The sequence below is a fragment of the Aquiflexum lacus genome, assembly GCF_015476655.1.
GTDB lineage: Bacteria > Bacteroidota > Bacteroidia > Cytophagales > Cyclobacteriaceae > Aquiflexum > Aquiflexum lacus.
On sequence record NZ_JABFHF010000003.1, the window covers coordinates 290,918 to 312,370 of the forward strand.

The window sequence follows — 21,453 nt, forward strand, 5'->3', positions numbered from 1 at the left end:
TCAGAGTTTATTTCTACTTTTGTAACATGATAGATTTTGAAACCAAAGGAAAAGTCGTAGTTACCTTCAAAGACAGGTTTGCTCCTTATGTTGAATTAGAATTGAGAGAATTGGGATTCAAACCTGTGAAAGCAGAGCGGACATCGATAGAACTCTTTGCGTCCATGCAGGACTGCATTTTTTTAAATCTTCATTTGAGGACTGCTAGTCATGTGCTTTACGAGATCAAATCCTTATACCTTCACCATGCTGACGATATTTACCGAAGATTAAAAGCAATACCTTGGGAAGAATATATCAATGAGGATTCTTATTTCTCGGTGATATCTCATGTAGACAACGATAGTGTAGATAATCCACTTTTTGTCAATGTCAGAGTGAAAGACGCCATTGTTGACCGATTCAGGGATAAGTCAGGAATAAGACCCAATTCAGGGTCTGAATTGGATGGAGCAGTTTTTCAATTATTCTGGAAGGATACCCAAGCTTCCATCTATATCAATACCTCAGGAGAAACTCTTGCCAAGCATGGTTATAGAAAAATACCTGGAAAAGCACCCATGTTAGAGGCGTTGGCTGCAGCAACTATTTATGCGACAGGATGGGATAGAGAAAGTCCTTTTGTCAACCCTATGTGCGGTTCAGGAACTTTGGCTTTAGAGGCTGCTATGATTGCGACTGACCGCTACCCGGGGCTTTACAGAGACCATTATGCCTTTATGCATATTTTGGGTTATGAGGAATCTTTCTACTCAGATCAAAAAGAGATTTTGGTAAATAAAATCAAGTCCAAACCAACATTAAGGGTTATTGCCAGTGATATCAGCGAGCAAGCGGTGTTATTCAGTAAAGAAAATGCAGGCTATGCCGAAATGGAAGAAATTATAGAATTTGAAGTCTGTGATTTTGAAGAAACTACCATTCCAGAATCAGAAAATGGGATTGTTATTTTCAATCCGGAGTATGGAGAAAGGCTGGGTGAGGAGGAGGAATTGGGATTGACCTACAAAAGGATTGGAGATTTTTTGAAACAAAAGTGTGCAGGGTATACGGGATACATATTTTCCGGCAATCCATCCTTGGCAAAAAGAGTTGGTCTGAGAGCCTCTAGAAAAATTGAATTTTATAACGGTACCATAGATTGTAGGTTATTGAAATTTGAACTGTATAAAGGGACGAAGAAGGTTGTTGAATAAAAAAAACCGGCTAGCAGCCGGTTTTTTTATTGTTCTGGAGAGAAAGTATGTATTTTTTTAAAAGCTTCCCCTGTTTTTCGATCTCCCTCAACATCGGTCATCGGTCATCCAACAACTAACCAATTCTTCCTCAATCAAAGCTTTCCCATCAATCCATCAATCTTAGACTTGAGGTTATTGATGGCATTGCTGTACCTGTCATCCCATTCTGTCAGTCTTTCTGTTGATTTCATTTCGGTTTCATATTTGATTCCTGGAAGAATCCACGAGGCATAACCACTGAAAGGATCTGAAGAAGCGTAAAGAGAACGGTACCAATTTCCGAAATACATGCCTTTTGGATCGATAAAGCTTTTTTCTAAAGTCATTAAGTCTTTATTGATGGCATTCAGTTTTTTGGAATCGTTCAAATTTGAAGCTAAAACTTCAGAGATTTTGACATCCAATGCCTCAGCACTTTTTTTCAATTCAGCTATGGAATTTTTGGATTTCGCGAAACCTGAGAAATCTGTATGGTAGACTTTCACATCTTTTTCGGCAGCTTCAAAATGCATCTGCAGGTCCTGTGCATACCTGCCCACATGGTAAGGGATAATTTCAGCATTTGCTAACCTGAGACTCAATATACCAATCACTTGCTCTACAGTTCCACCCATCTTGAATGTTGGATCAGCAAATTTTGCATAATAAGTAAGGTTGTCATAATTGGTGTGATACAGGGAAGGGCCACCTGCACCACCGCTCATTGAGGGAATCCCTACATGCATATAGAATGCAATGTGATCAGAACCCCCGCCTAAATTCCCAATATTGGGTTCACTACTTCCTTTTGCCCAAACATCATAAACAGTTTTTGCAGAATCCGGATAGGCTACTTCTTTGGCTGCGTCCATAATAGATCTTTTCAATGTAGGCGAAGATGAAGCTCCGAAATTTCTTCCGCCAACAGCTGCATCCAAATTGATATAAGCCACAGCCTTTGCTCCCAATTCATTTCTGAACTGCTCTACCCATTCTGTAGAACCAATTACTCCATGTTCCTCTGCATCCCAATGCGCAATCAAAATAGACCTTGCTGGTCTTTCACCTTCTTCGGCCATTTTGCCAAGGGTCTCTGCAAGACTGAGCAACATGGCAGTACCTGAATTGGGATCCGTAGATCCAAAGCTCCAAGCATCATAATGACAGCCTAATATGATCCATTCATCAGGATGGGTTTCTCCTTTTAAAGTGCCAACCACATTGTTCGCGCGTACGAAACCTTTTTCCTGTTTTACCATTAGCCTTACAGTAAGATCTTTGCCTCCTTCTAGTCTGTAAGTAAAAGGAAGGCCCCCCTGCCAGCCTGAAGGAACAGGTTCTCCTTCCATTTTTTCCAGTATTTCCCTGGCAGAACCATAAGATATGGGCGTAACAGGAATCGTATGTAAGCCAACTTCATCCGGACTGAGTCTTTTGATTTTGGTTTTCCCATCCAAAGGAAGCGCAGGTTCAAAAGGAGTAAGGGGATCGCCCGTCCAATCAGCAGTCAACAAAGAACCTCTTTGGATAGAGCTTTCGCTGAAAGCGGTTCCATTGGGATAGACAAGCCCCCTAGCGTAACCCGAATCCCCGGGATCAGTAAAAATCAATAAACCTGCTGCGCCATATTGCTCCGCAAATTTTGCTTTGTATCCTCTGAAGTTTCCCCCATATCTTGCCAATACAATTTTTCCTTTGATGTCAATGCCCAATGCTATTAACTTCTCAAAATCTGCTTTAGTACCATAATTGGCATATACTACCTCGGCAGTAACGTCCCCGCTGCCAGAATAGGCATTCCATCCTTTCCATAAATCAGGATGTGAAGAATAAGGGTCTTCTTTTAAGATATATTCCTGTTGGTTTAGAGGCTGACGAATTGGAGTAACCAATTCGATGAGAGATTCCCCGGGCTCTTTGGATAGGTAAAGATCATAAGGATAAACAGTCACGTCCCAACCAGCTGCTTTCATCGACTGAACCATGTAATCCTTGACCTTTTCATTTGCTGCTGAACCTGCCACATGAGGTACGGAGGTTATTTCAGTCAAGTGGGTTTTGAATCTGCTAAAATCTACAGTATTTTTAAATTGCTTCTCGAGTTCCAATTGTTTTGGTCCGGATTCCTTTGTAAATCCGCTCAATGTTTGTGCTCCAAGTTGAAGACCCAAAAAGGCTCCAAATGTCAGTGTCAATAGAATTCTTTTCTTCATAGAAATATTTTTTTGTGAAAAACAACACATCACAAATATATCCAAATAGGAGTGTAGCGGACCCCAATATTGTTAAATGGTAGATATTTGTTGTGATTAGTTGATTTGGTTTTAAAAAGTGAGTCCTTTAAGGGGCGATTCATTAATTATAAAGCGTATTAAATATCCTTTTTATGGTTTCGAAAAGGAAAATATAAATTCCCTTAGTAAATTGTATTAAAAATTCACCCATGCCAAATACTGTAATCCCTATTCAAAAAACAGCTTACAAATTATTAGTTTTTGTATTGGTGGTATGGATACTAAAAGTAGGTTCTGTTATCATCATTCCATTGGTATGGGGTGCTTTTTTTGCATTTGCGCTTTATCCCATTTCCAATTGGTTGGAAGAAAGGCGGTTCCCAAGAGCATTAGCTATTGCTTTGACCCTTATTTTGGTCACCTCCTTCGTCTTAACAGTTTTATATTTTCTGACAGATCAGGTTTTAGGGCTGATAGGAGATATCCCGGAGATTAAATTGGCATTTGAAACCAAAGTCAATGTATACCTTGGAGAATTTAGAAATTTTTTTGGACTTGGAGCTACCGGATTGCCTTCAACTAGTGAATTTTTAAAGCAACAAAATATGGAATCAGCTATTTTTGAGGCAGGTAGGTCTTTGGTTTTGTTAGGCGTAATTCCGCTTTTTATTTTTCTAATGTTATATTATAAGGATTTTTATGTAGAGTTTCTCAAAAGAATATCAAAAGATGGTAATCCTGCTATTTTAATCTGGGTAAAGGAATCGGGTTCGGTGATCCAATCCTATTTATTGGGGATGCTTATGGTCACCGGAATTGTGAGTCTGATTTGCGGGATAGTTTTTTATTTTTTGGGGATAAAATATTTTCTTCTCTTTGCTGTGTTTATAGCAGTGATGAATTTGATCCCTTATGTTGGAGTGATTTTTAGTTCTCTCTTGTTGGTGTTTTATGTGCTTTTAACTACTGAAACATTATTCTATCCTTTGGCAACCCTTATATTGCTTTGGCTAATTCAGCTTATTGAGAATAATCTAATTACGCCATTTGTAGTTGGTGCTAAGGTAAGGGTAAATGCCTTTGCTGTTATTTTGGCCATACTGATTGGGGCATATATTTGGGGTGTTTCAGGAATGGTTCTATTTATTCCTATGGTAGGAATTTTAAAAATAAGTTTTGAAAGAATACCCTCTTTAGCCCCATACGGATACCTATTGGGTGATAACAACCATGTAATTGAAAAGAAAGAAAATTTCTGGAATTTGTTGGTCAGAAAAGTCAAAAATAAAAAAGAGGCCAATTGACCTCTTTGAGTTTTAATAATTTGAATGTATTTCAAATATCAGATTCCACTTCAATATGCCGCACATCCCCTCGCGAATCCTCCTTATGGTCGGATTTCGAACCCCGGTTCTCATCCTGCCACCTTGTGGAGATCGAAAGTGATAGACACAAAAAAACCCACCCTTATGGGCAGGTTTTGTCTGTATTGGTCGGGGTGGCAGGATTCGAACCTACGACCTCCTCGTCCCAAACGAGGCGCGATACCGGGCTACGCTACACCCCGAAACTTTAAACACTGTTTAATTGCCGTTGGAACAAAGTCCGCAAACTCCAATAAATAACAGGCGTTTTCTATCGAGGCTCAAAAGTAGTGATTAAATTGAATTCTTTTCAAATGAAAAGTAGAATTTTAAATTAATTAATTTTTCAAGAGATGAATCTTCATAAAACATGGTGTGAGGTGATTATCGACTTTTTTCGGAAATTCTTTTTCATATCCTAATTGAGCGTTAATATTGGAATCATATTTTGAAATTCTGTTAGTGGTTTTGATGTCATTGTTTTCAATCGCTTATGCATTTAGCCAAAAGATAGCAGTATGATTTCTTGCATCAATCTACAGGAATCACCTGGATGCAGGTAGCTATTTCTTGTAAAACCCTTTCAAATAGTTATATATATCCTTGACACAATCAAGACGCTCTGTCTCTATTCCGATATTAATAGTTTGAATTAACCCTTTTCTCTTGCATTAAACAACATCACATTATACATAATAAATTAAATGTATTATATTTTTTATAATTATATGAAAATATTGTATTTAAATAATTATTTATAGTTCCGTAAAGTACGATATATAAATTATTTGTTAAATATTTAAATTTTATGATTATGAAAAAAAATGTATGGCTACCTTTTTTAGTAGCCGGAGGATTATTCCTACTCGCTTCCTGTGATGCAGAAGAGCAGCCTACTGTTGGTGGAGATCCAACAGATCCGGCAGAAGTGCAAACCGTAGAGTGGACTGCTGAACATGTGCGTATGATTTCCCGAAATGAGGGGAACACCATTCCTAGGGTAGATTTCGATGAAGGTGTGGATGTTATGCCCGGATATCATCAGTGGGATTACTGGCCTATCCTTAATTTGGATGGTTCGATTGCAAGAATTAATGGATACCGTGTCATGATAGTTTTGACGGCGCCTGATACTGTGCTATCCGGTAAGCGACATGATATCGTAAGACATCGTTATGCCATTTCGAAAGATGGTGTCAATTGGGAAGATAAGGGTATGGTGTTTACCGAAGACGAAATCATAGGTTCCCGCCAATGGGCCGGAGCAGCTTATTATGATCAAGGCTTGGTATATTTCTATTATACCGCTACAGGTGAAAAAGGCGAATTGAATTCAGGTAGGTTAAGCAGCGGCGCTCCAGGTGGAGATACCGGTATTTCCTATGAGCAAAGGATAGCCCTAGCAACAGCTCAGGTAGCTAATCAGTAGGAAACTGTGGTTTTTGATAACTATAGCCAACATAAAATTATCTTGGAGGCGGATGGTCAAATCTACCAACCTGCTACAGGTATTGATGAAGCGGGAACCGTATTTGCAATGAGGGATCCTTTTATCTACAGAGATCCTGCGACCAACAAGATATACATGACTTTCACAGCTCGGGAGGCAGGCGACATCACAACCTATAACGGTGCAGTTGGTTTGGCCGAAGCGGTAGACAATGATCTGACAAAATGGAAACTACTTCCTCCTTTGGTGGTAACAAACATCAATTCCGAATTGGAAAGGCCTCATTTTGTCCTTCATGACAACAAGTACTACATGTATTTTTCTACACATATAGAAAAATTCGCCCCTGAAGTAATGGATAGGGTAAATTCCCCTGAAGGGATGTACGGATTTGTCTGTGACAATTTTCTCGGACCCTATGAGCCTCTTAACGGAAGTGGACTTGTGGCAGGAAACCCAATAGAAGATCCTTATGCAACTTTCTCATGGCACGTGTTGCAGGGCAATACTGTATTGAGTAATACCAATTACTATAATATACAGCCTGGACTTGAAGTTGGAGAGTTTGGTGCTTTGGGAGAAGAATGGGACCGTAGGCATTTTGGAGGTACCCTTGCCCCAAGATTAGTACTTTCGGTAAATGGCAATGTGGTTACGTTGACTAACAGACTTGCACCTTCTTTACCATAATAACTTGATACTTGAATGCCGGATTTAGTCCGGCATTTTTTTTTGGATTAAACTGAATGACCATAAAAATGCAATTGAATCCAAAACTTGAATTGTAGAGACTTATTCAATTGGAAAAATTGCGACACTTGCTGCCAAAGGGAAAATTTAATTGGCGTCATGTATGGATTATTTTAAAAAGTGTTTAAATTACACTTGTAAATTAATTTTCAAATCCCCTTTCTTTGGAGATTTTGAAATATAGGTTGATGCATGCTATGTAGCGAAGGAACTTTTAGGTGCTTGCTACGAGAATGACTTCGATTACTGGAGGTAGATGCTGTTGGTTTCTGACAAAGAATTACTTCCATCTTGCTTTTTCAATAAAAACCAAACATGACCATGAACCTAAAAACCAATAAAGGCATTCCAATCCAATTATTTTCATTGCTGTTTGTCTTCCTGTGCCATATTGGATTGGCACAGCAAGCCAACGTCAATTTGGATTACAATCCCCAAAAAGATACTGAAGGGTTGATCCCTTTCAGTGCTCCTTTGAACTCCCCGGAAGTTCACGATGACAGGACGGTCACATTCAGGTTAAAAGCACCAAAAGCCCAAGAGGTCCAATTGGCTGGTGGAGCTTTGCTGACGGGATTGGGTAGGGGAAATGAGCAAGTGCCCTTTACCAAAGGAGAGGACGGGATTTGGACTTTGACTGTAGGACCATTACGGCCTGATATGTATGCCTATCATCTCAATGTGGACGGCATGCAAATCACCGACCCCAACAATACTTATGCGGCCTTTACGGCCATGCCACCTTACAGCCAATTGATTGTGCATGGGGATGGACCTGCCTACTATGATGCCAAAAATGTCCCTCATGGAAATGTCACGCGCCATGTTTATCATTCGGAGGTGACGCAGGGAGAGCGTGAAATGTATGTTTACACTCCGCCTGGATATGACCCAAATAAAAGCTATCCGGTTTTGTATTTATTGGGAGGCAGTGGTGAATTGCCATCCAATTGGATATACGATGGCAGGGCAAACTTTATCTTGGATAACTTGCTGGCGGAGGGGAAAGCAGAACCCATGCTGATAGCCTTACCCAACAACCAGATCATTCACCGTAACCATCCAAAGCATACTGAATTGACCTTTGATGTTTTTGAAAAGGAACTTAGGGCGCATGTAATTCCCTTGGTGGATCAAAACTACAGCACCATTCAGTCCCCAAAAGGAAGGGCAATATCCGGCTTGTCAATGGGCGGAAGACACAGTATGTTTATTGGTTTCCGGTCCTTAGATCTTTTTGCCAATTTCGGCATTCTCAGTGCGGGAGATGGTGACGCAGAAAAAACATTGGCCGAATTTCTCAATGATCCTGAAGTCAATGAAAAAGTGGATTACCTGTTTGTAGGACAGGGCACTGAGGAAGCAAAAGGATTCTTTGGTGCTAGAGTGAAAGGACTTCTAGAAGCATTGGATAACCACCAAGTCGAATATGAATATTATGAAGGAGGCCATGGAGGGCATGATTGGTCCACCTGGAGACACCTACTTCACGAGAAGTTTCTTCCGAATCTTTGGAAGAGAAAATGAATTTGAAATCAAGTAATCTCCCGGTTTCAGATGGGATGGCTGATCTCAATCCTGAGATATTCCCCTCTACCTTCCTGGCGGTTTACCTTTTATGATCGAATAGCTGACTTGAAGGCCGATAAACAACAGGGAAGACTTGATGGTGTCATGGTATACCGGATTAAAGTTACCGCCCGGTACCAATCTGGTAGTCATGGAATATTCGAAATCAGCACGCTGATAAAGGATTTCCAAGCCGGTCTGTATTCTCCCTGTTTCATAGCTAAGGTTGAACATTCCCCCGTAAGCAAAAGCATTGAGGTCCGGTCTTGGCCCATCATGCCCCCAGGTCCCTTTATGTGATGGTGTATATGTTAGGATTAGATTGTAATATGGAAATTCTAACCTCCCATTCCCTGCAAAAAGTCCTGTACTTAAACCCCAGTTTCCCAACCTGTGGGAATACCCTATCCCTGGGGCTAAAGTCCGTAGCTGATAATCCGTTTGGGTGAAATTAACCTCAACTGACCATAGGGTACTAAAATAGTCCTCAATTATCTGTTCTGCAACCGGATTATTGGAACTTCCTGCCCTTAAGAAAACAAAAAACCGGTTTGTAATCCCATAATTCACCTGGGCCGCATAATAATAGCCTGGCCGGGCAAAACCATTTTCGGATTTTTTAATGCCGATCTCCCAAGGGGGTGTCACATCTTCTCTGTAAATTATAGAAGATGCTATATCTTTTCCAGAAAATCCTGCCATTGGACGGGAACTTCCTCCACTTAGGGAAAAGGCCAGTTCTCCTCTGTTGAAAGTTTGGCTTATTGAATCCATGAAGATTACCGAAAAAGCGATTAATAAGATTATTCTTTGGTACATAGCTCCTTGGTTTTATTTTGAAATTACAATCCTTTGTTGGTGGATCACTCTTCCTTCATAGAATATGGAGATCAAATAATCCCCCGGTTTCAGATAGGAAGTATTGATCTCTCTTCCGCCTTTGTATTTCGATATATCCATTCCGAGAGTAATTTCGATCCATACACCGATTCATCAATATGCCAAGCCGACGGTGATTGATCACCTGAGCAATTTCCCTGTGCAAATCCACTTATTGAATAGAACAAGGATAGCGTCAAAAGCAATAAAAAAAAGTTGGGTTAAAAGAAATCCAGTCTGAAATAGCCCTTAAAAAGCAGGGTAATCGGTAGGTTATTTTTCATATTGGGTTTGGGTTGAGTGGATAATATAACTAAAAATATTTTATTTATACAAGTCTATGTCTAATTCACCAAATTAAAATGGGTTTTCATTTTCCTTTATTCACCTTTTTCCATGAACACAAAAACTTGACAATTGATAATCATTTGAACTGACTCTTCGGAATCTTACAAGTAGCTAAATATAAGGCCTCGTCCTCGAGCTATCGGGATGGGCCAACGGATTTTCCACCTTTCCACACAAAATTCAGTACCCCGAGCCTTCCGAGGGGATTTTATGTCAAATAATATTTCATTACGTGTAACATTGCGGATACTCAGATCATTTTAACAAAACTACTTCAACTGATTACCAGGTAGGAATGAATTTTCCAAGGAATTGAAATCCAATTAAAGCTCCACAATCGCTTTGATCACCTTATTTTCCGGCAACAATAAACTTTCAAATTTTTCCGGTAAATCCTGAAATGCTACCCTGTGGGTAATCCAGAGATCCGTATCAATCTTTCCTTCCTCCATTAAAGTAATGATCTGTTGAAAGTCGGTTCCAAGCGCATTTCTACTTGCCAACAAGGTGATCTCCTTTCTGTGAAACAGTGGGTCAAAAAATGTAAAATCTCCTTGAAACAGGCCGATGAAAACAATCTTTCCACCAAATGCAACATAGTCAAAGGTGTTTTTCATGGATTGGGGATTTCCCGTGGCATCCATCACTACAGTGGGCAAATCTCCCGCAAAGACATTCCTGATATCATCTATCACCTTATTTGATTTGGCATTGATGATGCCGGTCAGGTCTAGATTGGTTCTGCAAAATTCCAGTCTCTCCTCATTGACATCCATCACGGCGACTTTTGCATTTTTGATTTTTGCAAACTGAATGGTGGCCAATCCAATCGGACCTGCACCGATTATCAGTACCTTGTCTTCTTTGGTCAACCCTGCACGGTTGACAGCATGGCAACCAATGCTCAATGGCTCGATCAAAGCCAATTGTTCATAAGTGAGTTTGTCGGATTGATGCAGATACCTGGAAGGTAACTTGATAAACTCCCGCATCCCACCGTCTTCGTGAACCCCAAACACGGAAATATTTTCGCCGCAATTGGTCTTTCCCCTCCTGACTGCCTGATCTGTTCCAAAGTTAAAATATGGTTCTACAGAGCATCTATCCCCAACTTTTACATTTTTCACTTGATTTCCGATTTCGATTACTTCCACTCCAAGTTCATGCCCGAGGATTCTCGGATAGGAAAAAAATGGCTGGTTTCCCCGAAATGCATGCATGTCCGTTCCACATATCCCGATTCTATGGACCTTGAGCAAAGCCTCATCGGGTTTTAAATCCTGATCCATTTCAGTCTCTTTTTTTTCCAGTTGCCCTGGTTTTTTCAGAATTATTGTATTCATTTTATTGGTGGTTCTATTATTGGAAAAGAAGAGGTGCAAAGGTATAAAGATCATTTCTCCAAACAGGCCATGTATGCCCCCCAGGATATTCACGATAAGTGTATTTGATATTCATTTCATCGAATTTGGCCATCATGGCTTTGCAGTTTTCATAAGCAATATCCTCTTTTCCACCCATGGAAATCCAGAACTGCTTCAGGTTTCCATTGATTTTATCAGCATTGGTTTTCATGAATTCATATTGGCCATCAGAAATCTCATTTTGTCGGTCCTTAAACCAGCCCGAACTGAATACCCCCAAGTAAGAAAACAAATCAGTATTTTGAATCCCGGCATAAAGGGTCTGTAATCCTCCCATGGACAAGCCTGCTAATGCGCGGTTATTGGAGTCTGTCAAAACCCTGTAGTTTTTCTCCACAAATGGAATGATACTTTCCAGCAATTCCCTTTCAAACATCTTCAAACTGTTTTCATTGAATCCGGGAAATGGCATATTGCCATCAGGCATGACCACCAGCATCGGTTTGGCTTTTTTTTCTGCGATTAAGTTATCCAAAATCAGGTCTGTTTTTCCCTGAGAAGCCCATGCCCGCTGATCTTCTCCACCTCCATGCAAAATATACAATACAGGAAATTTTTCATTGCTCAAGGCATCATATCCCGGAGGAGTGTAGAGATTGAATGTCCTCCATTGACGGAGGATATTTGAAAAGTACCTCACCTTTCTCACTTCACCATGTGGCACGTCTTTGATGGCATAATAATCATCTCCCTTAAAAGGAACTTCAATACCACTGGCTTTTCGGCCCATCCCATAGAATGTCTCACTCGCTGGATCAGCCACGGCGATTCCATCGATGATCAGGGAATAATAATGGAACCCTTCACCTAAAGGTTCGGTGGTCACTTCCCACATGCCGTCTTCACCTTTTACAAAGTCATATTTCTTTCCTAAATCAAGTTGTAGCTTATTTGCCTCAGGCGCTTTGATCCTAAAAAGTGCACGGCTATCGGGTAGGATTTGGGGAAATTTCGCATTCCTGATATTGGTAGCAGCAGGGGTGCCCAAAAGACTATATTGATTGAATTTTGATTGGTCAACAGGCTTGAACAACATTTTCGAAAACATATACAGTCCACTTTTCCAGACCTTGAAATCATGGCCTCCCGGTTCAGGATAATAGATGTGCGGAACATCATTTTTCACTAGGTATTGATGGGTGCGCTCACTGAAACGAAGCAGGTTATCGGCATCACCACAGGATATCCAGAGTAATTTCAGCTTTTCCCTTGCCGCATGGGGATCAGGAACCAAAACCGCCGGTTCTTTGGTGTTGGGTGCAGAAGAAAATCCACCCACCCATGCGAATTTGTCAAGGTTGCCAAGTCCAAAATTCAGGGATTGGCCACCGCCCATGGAAAGTCCTGCAATGGCCCGGTTTTCACGGTCTTTCAGCACAGGGTATTTTTTTTCAATGAAAGGAATCAGATCATTCAACAGGTCCTTTTCGAATGTGGCAAAAGCTTCGACTTTGTCAGGTGCCATGATATTTCCGCCGGCACTGTCATCTTTCATGGCCCGGCCATTTGGCATGACCACAATCATGGGTTCGATCTTTCCATCGGCATAGAGATTGTCCAGGATTTCCTGTGGACTCCCATGGGTTAACCACTCTTTTTCGTCACCACCTATACCATGCAGCAGGTAAAGGACAGGATATTTTTTGCTTTTGGAAAAAGAAGGGGGCGTATAGATTAAAGCTTTCCTCGTCACCCCAACTGTTTAGGAGGGGTAGTTTATGGTTTCGATTTTTCCTTTGGGAATGTCAGTTCTGACAACGTCAAATCCTTCAGGTGCTTGTTTTTCGAAGTCTTGTCCGTAGACAAATCCAAATCCTAATGACAGGAGTAGAAGTAGGGGAATGATTTTTTTCATGGTTTTAGGGTTTGATAGGTTTGAATTCCTAAGTACATCGTGCTAAAATGGTATTGTGGTACTTCTCACATTAATGGTCCTATAATTTCAATTGGATATTTGTCGATATTGGATGTTGATGGATATTTTTTCGAGGTGGGATATAGATTCAAAGGATATTTTAATTTTATATTTCATTTTTTTCAAGAAAGTAAAGTGCCTTTCTGATGAGGATTAATGTCCAAGCAAAGCCAGCATTTTTTCACCGTAACGTGTGCCGAGTTTTCGGTAGCCTTCGGCGGAGAAATGCAGGCCATCAGCAACAGCTTCACAGTCTTCAGATGAGATCACATGTGCATTCGGGATTATTTCCGGAAGTTGATTGATTATTGGGTTCATGCTGGCACATTTTCCTCCCTGAGCTTCGCCTACAAGTTCACCCGCCAAAAGGGGAACGGACTTTTGATCAAGTCCAAGATCATCCAACAAATTGGTATACACATCCTTTACCTTATTTGGCCAAGTGGTATCACCTGTATTGGACTCACCCTGATGCAATAGAATACCTTTGATGACTCCATCTTTTTGTGCCAGTTTCGCCATTTCCACCAGCCTGCCGTAAGGATTCCCATCGTAATCATTGATCATATTTTTCATCCAACCCGGTGCGTCAGCGGTGTATGTTTCATAATTGTCTTTATCAAAGAGTTCTATTTTACAGCCTCCGACCGAGACATTGATGACGGCAATTTTGATGTTTTCCGGTAATCCTGCGACCAAAGTCCGACCGAATTAATCAGCAAGGGTCAGCCCAGTATTGCATCTGGTCAATGGCGGGACAGCGTCATACCATTTCCCTTTTTTTCTATCAAGGTTTTCACAATCCACTACTTGCATGACCTTGAACCGTGGATTTGCAATGGTGTCCACGGGTTCAAATTTGGCGTGCCCTTCCATATTGGATTGTCCGAAACTGAGGAATATATAGAAATCAGGATCCTGGGCGCGGCTTTGAGTGCTTATCAAGGTTGCGGTTATCAAGGCAATGAACAATAATTTTAAGTTTAATCTCATGTCAAATTGGTTTATAAATTCTCCTGTTTCTCTGTCATTAAAATTGCAGATCAGAACACATGAACTAGATATATTTCTATCATTTGAATTCAATTTACATTTTCAATTATAAATAGTGTCATATTAACACTAAAAGTGTTATGAACGGTCAATTGACCTTGTAGTTATCTTTGGAAAATGGACATCTGCCCATATATTTAGTGTTGTTAATTTTGATTGACCTTTGTGAAAAAACCACACAGGGTATTCATCTCAAATTCATTGCCATCCCCAAATCTTTAAAATGATAAGCGGATGATATGTTGATACTTAATTTAAAAATATTAATGAGCCCAAGAAAACCTATAAACTCAAAAGTTCCGATTGTTTTCGGAATATTTATATTGACCTTATTTTCAGCTTGTCAAAAAGAAGCTTCTACAGAACGACATGCCACTTGGACACACTATGGGGGAAGTCCGGATCAGTCCAAGTTTTTTGATGGAGATGAAATTACGAAGGCAAATGTTTCCCAATTGAAAGTGGCTTGGATGTATCCAACAGAGGATGAGACCCCGTATTTTTTCAGCCCTATCATTGTGGATACAGTGATGTATGTGATGGGTAAAAACTCTTCACTTATAGCACTGAATGTGGTTACCCAAGAGGAAATTTGGATCCATGCCAATCTTATGGGGCTGACCAGAAGGGGTATCAATTATTGGGAAAGCAAGGACAAAAAAGACAAACGATTGATCTTTACAATCAGTAATACCATTCAGGCCATAGATGCAGTTACCGGTCTATCTGTGATGAGTTTTGGAACAGATGGATATGTTGACCTGAGAGAGGGGGTTGACCGTGACCCTACTTCGATAAGGAGGATACAGCCCATGATGCCAGGAGTGATTTATAAGGATTTATTGATCATAGGTTCAGCGCCCGGAGAGAATTACTTCTCTCCTCCGGGACATGTAAGGGCATACAATGTGGTGACCGGCAAGATGGAATGGATATTCCACACCATCCCTCATCCCGGTGAATTTGGGTATGACACCTGGCCAAAGGATGCTTACAAATATGTGGGAGGGGTGAATGTTTGGAGTGAAATCACAGTGGACACAGAAAGGGGAATTGCTTACCTTCCGGTAGGTTCACCAACCTATGATTATTATGGCGCTGACAGGATCGGAAGTAACCTTTTTGGCAATTCGATTGTAGCATTGGATGCTAATACAGGTGAAAGAATATGGCATTATCAGACTGTCCACCATGACCTTTGGGACTATGATTTGTCACCCGCGCCACAGTTGTTGACAGTTGACCGGAATGGGAAAAAAATAGATGCTGTGGCAGTAGCTACCAAGCATGGCTTTGTATTTGTTTTTGACAGGGTTACAGGTGAGCCTTTATTTCCGATTGAAGAAAAACCTTTCCCTCCAAGTGCAATGCCCGGGGAAGAGGCTTGGCCTACGCAACCTATATCCTCGCTTCCAAATTTTACCAGAAATGAGGTTACAAAGGAAACCCTGAATCCATATTTTCCCGATAGTATCAAACAAGCATGGTATAAAAGATTGGAAGAAGCCAAGTCAGGCTTATATGTTCCTCCATCAGACCAATATGAGACGATGATGATGCCCGGGGCCTTGGGGGGCGCTAATTATGGCAACTCTGCTGCTGATCCTCAAAATGGAATGATGTATTTACTGACTCAGGAACACGCTTCAATTTACAAACTGAATAAAGTAGAGCCTCCAAAAATAGACTTATCTGTGAATGAGGTGCAACGTATAAAAACTCTGTATTCTTCAACCTGTCAGACTTGCCATGGCGTAGACATGGCAGGAGGGGTAGGTCCGTCTCTTGTGAATATTGGACAACATGTTTTCTTTGATGAATTCAGAAGTGCCGTGATCAATGGGAAGGGTCAAATGCCAGGTTTCGTACATGTAGATGAAGAAACATTAAAAGCCATGTACCGTTATTTGGGAGGTAACCCTGCCAGCTTCAACTTCAGAAGAAACCTCGAGCCAAAAACGCCGGAAGGGCCTGTCGTAGCGTCGGGTGGTGTCAAAATCAGACCTGATGAAAACAGGGCTCCTGCAATGTCAGCTTATCCTAAAGATACCGAACATCCAACTGATAGGTACACCACGGAATATGGTTTGGAATGGCCAGGATTGGCTGCACCGCCCTGGTCTTCCATCGTAGCCTATGATCTGAATGAAGGGGTTATCAAATGGAGAATGCCTGTAGGCCAAGACTCCCTCTATGTGCAAGGGGACCAAAGCAAAGGAGCGCCCGGTGGGGTTTTGAGAAAAGGAATGATCGTTACTTCTACAGGGGTTGTGTTTTCCACCGCCAAGGGAGGGAAACTTTATGCCTTTGATGCAGAAAACGGAAAGCTCCTGTGGGAAGAAACCCTCAGCAGGGAATCCAATGCACAGCCCAGCATGTATATGTTAAACGGGAAACAATACCTGGTCATCAATGCCACTTCCAATTTTGCCAGAGATAGCTATAACCATTCCAAAAAACCAGGGGCTTTGCCAAAAGGGTATGTAGTATATGCCTTACCAGGGAATAAATGATACCACCTCATTCTAGAAATTTGTAAAAAACTAATCCCAGACGACCTATGAAAAGATTAATCATTTTGGCAAGTATTGTATTGGCATTTCAGGCCAATGCACAGTCCCTTAAAGATAGAATAATCCCCAATGACCAGACCAAATACAGAGAATTGTCCGGGGTGCATGCAGGGGCAGGAAAAATGGGCTTTACCCAATTGATAGGGAGAAATGACCTTGCTTCAAACTTCCTTTACCTCCATGCAGGACAAATTCAAGGAAAATCCGGCATTGGCCATCATTTCCACCATAGCATTGAAGAAATGTTTGTCATCTTGGATGGTGAGGCAGAATTCACTGTTAACGGAAGAACTTCAAAAATCAAGGCCCCGGCAGTAGTTCCCTGCAAGATGGGAGACTCCCACGCCATATATAATTCCTCTGACAAGGGCTTGACCTGGCTCAACTTTGCCGTCAGCCGCACAAAGGGAAAGACTGATAACTTTGACCTTGGTGATACCCGCGTAGGAGCAACACTGGATCCTATCCCCACCTTTGTCAATGGACGATTGGAAAAAGAAAAGCTCAGAGCTGATAATCCAGCTTATGGGGGAGAAGGTGTCTTATATCGTAGGATTCTTGGTCCAGAGATTTTCAGTACAGACTGGAATCATGTTGATCATGTGGTCATTCCTGCAGGAAGTAAGGGGATAACACGAAAACTTGAAGGATTTGAAGAAGTGTATTATGTTACAAAGGGCAATGGCAGTGTAGCAATTGGAAATGACTTGGGGAACTTCAAAGCGCATGATGCCTTCTTTGGTTCATTGGGAGAGCATTTGAGTTTCTCAAATGATGGAAGTGAGGATTTGGAATTGTTGGTAATCGGTATAATGCCGTCCAAACATGCCCATGCGAATGCATCAACCCAGTCAAAAGGAATTTCATTGCAAATGGAATTTGTGGTGGACAAGGAAAATGCCAAAGCCTTTGAAGATATGTACCATTCTATATATGTGCCGGCCATGGTAGTGCAGCAAGGGTATTTGGGTTCAAAACTTTTACGTCTGTTTCCAGAGAACATCTCCAAGGAGATTCAGGCAGAACAGACCAGCTACAATTACCAGATCATGATTTCCTTTGATACCGAAGAAAACCGAAGAAAATGGGTTGCCAGCAAGCAACATGACATTGCCTGGCCTGCCGCCTCTGATCTTGCCAAAGAATTCAAATGGAAAGGATATGAGGTGATGGGAGATGATAATCGTTAATTGAGTCGAAACAAAATTTGTATACCTGCTATAAAACCAACAAGTAATGAAGTTTAGAATCACAGTTATTTTTATTTGTCTAATATCTTTTATTGGCATTTTACCTGCTCAAACTATTTCCAAAGAAGAAATGATTTTTCTTACTTCGGAATGGAAGGGAGAGCGTTTTCCGGATGGCAGACCAAAAATCCCCGATGATTTATTGGAAAGGGCCAAGCATATCATGATAGACGATGCATGGAATGCACTTCGGAACGAGGGGTATAATAACCAATACGAAGGCGGATGGAAAATGGTAAATGAAACCTTGATGACAGGACGTGCCGTCACTGCCATGTACTTGCCCAATAGACCGGATGTGGAACGCAACATCAAGGAAAGAGGTGCCAAAGAAGGAAGGAAAGGGAATACCAACGCTTGGCCCATTGATACGCTTGTGCCGGGTGACTTGTATGTTGCCGATGCTTTTGGAAAAATAGGAGGTGGACCCATCATGGGATCAACATTGGCCAATTCCATTTTCAGTAAATCAGGCAATGGGGTAGTATTCGATGGTGCCTCCAGAGATTTGCAGGAAATCAGGAATATTCCTGGGTTCAATGCATTTGTCCGGGATTTTCATCCTTCATTCACTGAAGAAATGGTCCTGATGGGACTTAATACACCTATCCGAATTGGAAATGCCATTGTGCTTCCGGGGGATTTGGTGATAGCAACGGTAGAAGGGGTACTATTTGTACCTGCGCATTTGGCCGAAGCTGTGGTCTCTGTTGCGGAATTTGTGGTAAGAAAAGACCAATTCGGTTTCGAGATGGTGCGGAATAATATTTACAGCACCGGCGAAATCGACAGTCAGTGGACAGATGAAATCAAAGTCGCCTTTCTGCAATGGTTGGAAAAACATCCCGAACTCGGCACCATGACCCGACAGGAATTGGATCAGATGATGAGTAAGAGGACGTGGTAGGAGAGGGAATTGTACAAAGTTCGATGTACCAAGAATCAAGAAACAAGAGACAAGAACCAAGAAACAAGAGACAAGAGACAAGAAACAAGAACCAAGAAACAAGAGGGGAGAACCGAGAGACTAGAATCGAGAAGAGGTAAGTGGTATAAGATCCAGAGAACTATGGCGTGAGACTTTTGGCGGTCAGTGGCGTATCGAAGGTTTAATGCATAAAAGTCAAGTTCTATCAGGACTTGACTTTTATGTAATCAACCTACAAATAATTCACATACCCCTCCTTATTCGTTCTGATCTTGTAGACTTTGCTGTAACTGACAATGTAAAGTGTCTTCATATCTTCATCCCCAAAAGCCAAACTTACAGGAAATGAGGGCATATTGATCATGCCGACAAATTTGCCTGTGTTGTCAAAAATCTGTACACCATAATAGGTTGCCACGTAGATATTGCCTTCTTTGTCAATGGCCATCCCATCAGCACCGGAAGACCTGCCCTGCCTATCAAGTACATCTTCTGTCAGAAAGACCTTTGCAAACTGTCGGCCATTGCTGATGCTTCCATCTTCATTGACATCGTAAGCCCATATATAGTTGTCTTTGTCGCTTTGGACGGGATACCAATCTTCTTTGTCAAAACAGTTGTTGATATATAAGGTCTTTTCATCAGGTGAAAGTAAAATCCCATTGGGCATGGCAAACTCATTGGGTTCGGTGATCCTTTTGATTTCGCCTTTGGCTGAGACATAGTAAACTGCTCGGCCTGGTTGAAACTTTTCAGCTTCCATGGTAAATTGGGGATCAGTAAAATAAAATCCTCCCTTTGAATCCGTGATGATATCATTGGGGCCATCAATGGGTTTCCCCTCATATTTATCTGCAAGCACCCTCACTACCTGTCCATTTGGGGTCATTTCAACCACTTGATGTCCCATCATGTCACAAACCAAAAGGTTGCCGTTTTTGTAGGGATATAGTCCATTGGTCTGCATCTTACCTTCAGTAATGTTTCTGTAACTTCCATCAGGATCCATGACCACGGTTGAACTCCTTTTTGGATCAGCATTGTAATCCTGGTCAAAATACATGTTGGAGAAATAAAGCTTTCCGTTCATCCATTTTGGGCCTTCTGTAAAGAAAAGTTCAGGTTTGGTTTTTTTGCCGTCTATGACCAATTCCAATTCAGCCTCTTTTGGAATGAATTCATGGAAAGTGTTCATTCTTTCCTGTTCCTTTTCCAGATAATCATTGCGGGAAGGCCAGAAAATATCCAAAGCGTCAGCACCCAAATCCCTGATTTCGGCACCATGGACAAAATTTCCAGGAATAAGAACCACATCATTGCTTTCCATCAGCTTTTTGCGATCCAACAAAATTTCATCAACAGAACCCCTCAATACAAACATGATTTGTTCTTCCGGGTGTATATGATGTCCAAACACCGCATCCGGGTCCATGGAAATAAAGCTTAAGAGCATATTCCTGCCTGATATCAATCTTGAGAAAGCTCCCGGAGCTAACTCCGAAAGTTGGATATCATAGAGGTCATAAACGGTGTTGGGTTCAATATTGGGGGAAAGAGGGTTTTCAATATCCTTAATTTCGGATGGAAGTTTTTCTAAACCTGCTTTTTGGAGGTATTCTTTACGAAGTGGACTATATATTTCATATATCTTGGCTCCTGTTGGCCCTGCTATTAAAGTGAATTTACTGCCCTTTTCAAGGTATACAAAATCAATCTTTGGGGTACTGCTATGAATACCATCCGGGGCTTCCCTTTTTCTGGATACCATGGAAACAGGAGTCCCGTTGATAAGGGCTTCGGTCTCTCCATCCATAATAAAAACAAACCTGTCGACCTCTGATGTTTCTTCGGGAATTTGGGCTTGCGGATCAAGCAGGAGTTCTGCCATCATCGTTCCGGAACCCCAAATTACCTTGGCCTGAACACCGGGATGCAGTTCAATACTTTCAACATTGCTCAGATTGGTGACCTGCGCAGCTTCAGGATTTGAATCCAGGGTAGTAGATGGAAGTCCGGGAATTTGACTTTCCGTCAATCCGTATTTCTTTATAAGAGTCAGGTTTTCTTTTTTCCAATCAGGACCGGATGGAGTGCATTGGCTAAAAATCAAGATATAGATGACAAGATAAAAAACCGGGAATGGTTTTCGGCTTATTTTTAGGTTCATAGGTGAATAGGTTTTGATTTGAACTCAAAAAATAGCCATTTAATTTAAGAATTAAGAATACACTCACTGATTTTGAAGATAAAAAAATAAGGACTTATATTTTAATGGGATTGTTAAGAGAGCTAACCATTATTCAATTAGGGTGCCTGGAATAATTTTTGTGCATAAGGCAAAATTTGGCTAAATGTCCTGCTATTTTACTTCATTAGCTTCTCGGGATTTGTAATCTCGAGAACGGATAAGGAGGAATTTGTAATTCCGGTATGCAAGGCTTGAGGTGAAGATTGGGATTACAAATCCCAATTTATCTGGATTCGGCATTAAAAATACCG

Annotated in this window: 11 protein-coding genes, 1 tRNA gene and 3 pseudogenes; 7 read left to right on the top strand and 8 right to left on the bottom strand. The window is 41.2% G+C overall.

Annotation, left to right across the window (positions count from 1 at the left end; all coding sequences use genetic code 11):
- Nucleotides 1–26: 26 nt before the first annotated feature.
- The gene (locus HMJ38_RS04870; protein WP_194973236.1) at nt 27–1,196 is read left to right on the top strand and encodes a THUMP domain-containing class I SAM-dependent RNA methyltransferase; all 1,170 of its coding nucleotides are present in this window, start codon (nt 27–29) and stop codon (nt 1,194–1,196) included.
- A gap of 134 nt (nt 1,197–1,330) precedes the next feature.
- On the opposite strand, the gene HMJ38_RS04875 is transcribed toward HMJ38_RS04870, so the two are convergent.
- Nucleotides 1,331–3,430 (bottom strand): M28 family peptidase, encoded by a 2,100-nt coding sequence (locus HMJ38_RS04875; protein ID WP_194973237.1) that lies wholly within the window; start codon nt 3,428–3,430, stop codon nt 1,331–1,333.
- Between the two features lie 230 nt (nt 3,431–3,660).
- On the opposite strand from HMJ38_RS04875, the gene HMJ38_RS04880 reads away from it, so the two are divergent.
- Nucleotides 3,661–4,755, top strand: coding sequence for an AI-2E family transporter (locus tag HMJ38_RS04880; protein WP_194973238.1), 1,095 nt, complete (start codon nt 3,661–3,663; stop codon nt 4,753–4,755).
- A 186-nt stretch (nt 4,756–4,941) separates the two neighbouring features.
- Here the strand turns inward: HMJ38_RS04880 and HMJ38_RS04885 are convergent.
- Nucleotides 4,942–5,018, bottom strand: a tRNA-Pro gene (locus tag HMJ38_RS04885).
- A gap of 611 nt (nt 5,019–5,629) precedes the next feature.
- Between HMJ38_RS04885 and HMJ38_RS25280 the strand changes: the two are divergent.
- A pseudogene (locus HMJ38_RS25280) lies at nt 5,630–6,955 on the top strand (glycoside hydrolase family 68 protein).
- 375 nt (nt 6,956–7,330) lie between these two features.
- Nucleotides 7,331–8,542 (top strand): esterase, encoded by a 1,212-nt coding sequence (locus tag HMJ38_RS04900; protein WP_228779891.1) that lies wholly within the window; start codon nt 7,331–7,333, stop codon nt 8,540–8,542.
- A 66-nt stretch (nt 8,543–8,608) separates the two neighbouring features.
- On the opposite strand, the gene HMJ38_RS04905 is transcribed toward HMJ38_RS04900, so the two are convergent.
- The 5 genes and pseudogenes from HMJ38_RS04905 to HMJ38_RS04920 form a co-directional block, all read right to left on the bottom strand.
- On the bottom strand, nt 8,609–9,403 hold the full coding sequence (locus HMJ38_RS04905) for a hypothetical protein (protein WP_194973241.1): 795 nt from the start codon (nt 9,401–9,403) through the stop codon (nt 8,609–8,611).
- Between the two features lie 12 nt (nt 9,404–9,415).
- Nucleotides 9,416–9,544, bottom strand: coding sequence for a hypothetical protein (locus HMJ38_RS25515; protein WP_262892872.1), 129 nt, complete (start codon nt 9,542–9,544; stop codon nt 9,416–9,418).
- A gap of 590 nt (nt 9,545–10,134) precedes the next feature.
- Nucleotides 10,135–11,154 (bottom strand): zinc-binding alcohol dehydrogenase family protein, encoded by a 1,020-nt coding sequence (locus tag HMJ38_RS04910; RefSeq protein WP_194973242.1) that lies wholly within the window; start codon nt 11,152–11,154, stop codon nt 10,135–10,137.
- 16 nt (nt 11,155–11,170) lie between these two features.
- Nucleotides 11,171–13,090: pseudogene (locus HMJ38_RS04915) on the bottom strand (alpha/beta hydrolase-fold protein).
- A gap of 213 nt (nt 13,091–13,303) precedes the next feature.
- A pseudogene (locus HMJ38_RS04920) lies at nt 13,304–14,143 on the bottom strand (sialate O-acetylesterase).
- Nucleotides 14,144–14,469: 326 nt separating this feature from the next.
- Between HMJ38_RS04920 and HMJ38_RS04925 the strand changes: the two are divergent.
- From HMJ38_RS04925 to HMJ38_RS04935, 3 genes are read left to right on the top strand one after another with little or no spacing between them, the layout of a single operon-like run.
- On the top strand, nt 14,470–16,716 hold the full coding sequence (locus HMJ38_RS04925) for an outer membrane protein assembly factor BamB family protein (protein WP_194973243.1): 2,247 nt from the start codon (nt 14,470–14,472) through the stop codon (nt 16,714–16,716).
- 47 nt (nt 16,717–16,763) lie between these two features.
- Entirely contained in the window at nt 16,764–17,966 is a 1,203-nt protein-coding gene (locus tag HMJ38_RS04930; protein ID WP_194973244.1) for a cupin domain-containing protein, read from the top strand.
- A 46-nt stretch (nt 17,967–18,012) separates the two neighbouring features.
- Nucleotides 18,013–18,933 carry an RraA family protein gene (locus HMJ38_RS04935; RefSeq protein ID WP_194973245.1) on the top strand — a complete coding sequence of 307 codons (921 nt, stop codon included), beginning with the start codon at nt 18,013–18,015 and terminating at the stop codon, nt 18,931–18,933.
- Between the two features lie 253 nt (nt 18,934–19,186).
- Here the strand turns inward: HMJ38_RS04935 and HMJ38_RS04940 are convergent, their stop codons facing one another.
- Nucleotides 19,187–21,121, bottom strand: coding sequence for an SMP-30/gluconolactonase/LRE family protein (locus HMJ38_RS04940; protein WP_194973246.1), 1,935 nt, complete (start codon nt 21,119–21,121; stop codon nt 19,187–19,189).
- Between the last annotated feature and the right edge of the window lie 332 nt (nt 21,122–21,453).

What these genes read in the sequence shown, in the direction of transcription:
- HMJ38_RS04870 (WP_194973236.1), top strand. Translation starts at nt 27, where the DNA reads ATGATAGATTTTGAAACCAAAGGAAAAGTCGTAGTTACCTTCAAAGAC.
- HMJ38_RS04875 (WP_194973237.1), bottom strand. Translation starts at nt 3,430, where the DNA reads ATGAAGAAAAGAATTCTATTGACACTGACATTTGGAGCCTTTTTGGGT.
- HMJ38_RS04880 (WP_194973238.1), top strand. Translation starts at nt 3,661, where the DNA reads ATGCCAAATACTGTAATCCCTATTCAAAAAACAGCTTACAAATTATTA.
- HMJ38_RS04900 (WP_228779891.1), top strand. Translation starts at nt 7,331, where the DNA reads ATGACCATGAACCTAAAAACCAATAAAGGCATTCCAATCCAATTATTT.
- HMJ38_RS04905 (WP_194973241.1), bottom strand. Translation starts at nt 9,403, where the DNA reads ATGTACCAAAGAATAATCTTATTAATCGCTTTTTCGGTAATCTTCATG.
- HMJ38_RS25515 (WP_262892872.1), bottom strand. Translation starts at nt 9,544, where the DNA reads ATGGATATATCGAAATACAAAGGCGGAAGAGAGATCAATACTTCCTAT.
- HMJ38_RS04910 (WP_194973242.1), bottom strand. Translation starts at nt 11,154, where the DNA reads ATGAATACAATAATTCTGAAAAAACCAGGGCAACTGGAAAAAAAAGAG.
- HMJ38_RS04925 (WP_194973243.1), top strand. Translation starts at nt 14,470, where the DNA reads ATGAGCCCAAGAAAACCTATAAACTCAAAAGTTCCGATTGTTTTCGGA.
- HMJ38_RS04930 (WP_194973244.1), top strand. Translation starts at nt 16,764, where the DNA reads ATGAAAAGATTAATCATTTTGGCAAGTATTGTATTGGCATTTCAGGCC.
- HMJ38_RS04935 (WP_194973245.1), top strand. Translation starts at nt 18,013, where the DNA reads ATGAAGTTTAGAATCACAGTTATTTTTATTTGTCTAATATCTTTTATT.
- HMJ38_RS04940 (WP_194973246.1), bottom strand. Translation starts at nt 21,121, where the DNA reads ATGAACCTAAAAATAAGCCGAAAACCATTCCCGGTTTTTTATCTTGTC.